Below are 905 nucleotides of genomic sequence, written 5' to 3' on the forward strand. Positions count from 1 at the left end.
AGAGGATGTTTGAGAAGTAGCAAATTATACTCATTGGGTAGAATGGAGGGATGAAGCGAAAACCTGACAATACTGACGTTAGCGATGTTGAGTGGGCAATTATTGAACCGTTGATTCCAGGAGTTCAGCCTAGTGGACGCCCGCGTTTGAGAAATCCGCGTGAGATTGTTAATGCAATCTTTTATATTCAACGTGCTGGCTGTGCATGGCGCTTGCTCCCTCATGAGTTCCCACCGTGGCAAACAGTCTATTATTACTTTCGTGCATGGCAGATTGCTGGTGTGTGGCAAGCTATGCTCAAAGCTGTTCGCGAACGAGTGCGTCAAATGTTAGGACGACAGGCCACACCAAGTGCTGGAATTATTGATGCTCAGTCGGTGAAAACGACCGAGGCAGGTGGTTGTGAACGCGGGTATGATGGTGGCAAAAAGGTGAAAGGGCGTAAGCGTCACTTGTTGGTTGATACTCAGGGCTTTTTGCTTAAAGCTAAGGTACTAGCAGCGAATAAAGCTGACCAGGAAGGCGCAAAACAACTACTTGAAGGAATCAAACAACAATTTCCATGCTTACAGCATCTGTGGGTTGATGGCGGGTATCGCACGACTTTTGTCAGTTGGGTTAAAGAACACTTCGGTTGGAGCGTACAGCGCGTGCAGCATCCAAATGCTGGGTTTCGTCGTCGCATCACCGCTCCAGGTGTTGAACCTGCGCCGATTGATCGTAGCTTCCAGGTAATTCCTCGGCGATGGGTTGTGGAACGAACTTATGGTTGGCTAGGACGATATCGGCGACTCAGCAAGGATTATGAGTGTTTACCGGAGACATCCGAAGCTTTCATCTACTCTACGTCTCTACGTATACTTCTGCATAGATTGGCATAATTTGCTACTTCTCAAACATCCTCT

Annotated in this window: 1 protein-coding gene; it reads left to right on the forward strand. The window is 47.8% G+C overall.

The window, feature by feature from the left end:
- Positions 1–50 precede the first annotated feature (50 nt).
- Positions 51–881 carry an IS5 family transposase gene (locus CSQ79_RS26900; RefSeq protein WP_099704164.1) on the forward strand — a complete coding sequence of 277 codons (831 nt, stop codon included), beginning with the start codon at positions 51–53 and terminating at the stop codon, positions 879–881.
- Positions 882–905: the final 24 nt, after the last annotated feature.

This window comes from Gloeocapsopsis sp. IPPAS B-1203 (assembly GCF_002749975.1).
Lineage (GTDB): Bacteria > Cyanobacteriota > Cyanobacteriia > Cyanobacteriales > Chroococcidiopsidaceae > Gloeocapsopsis.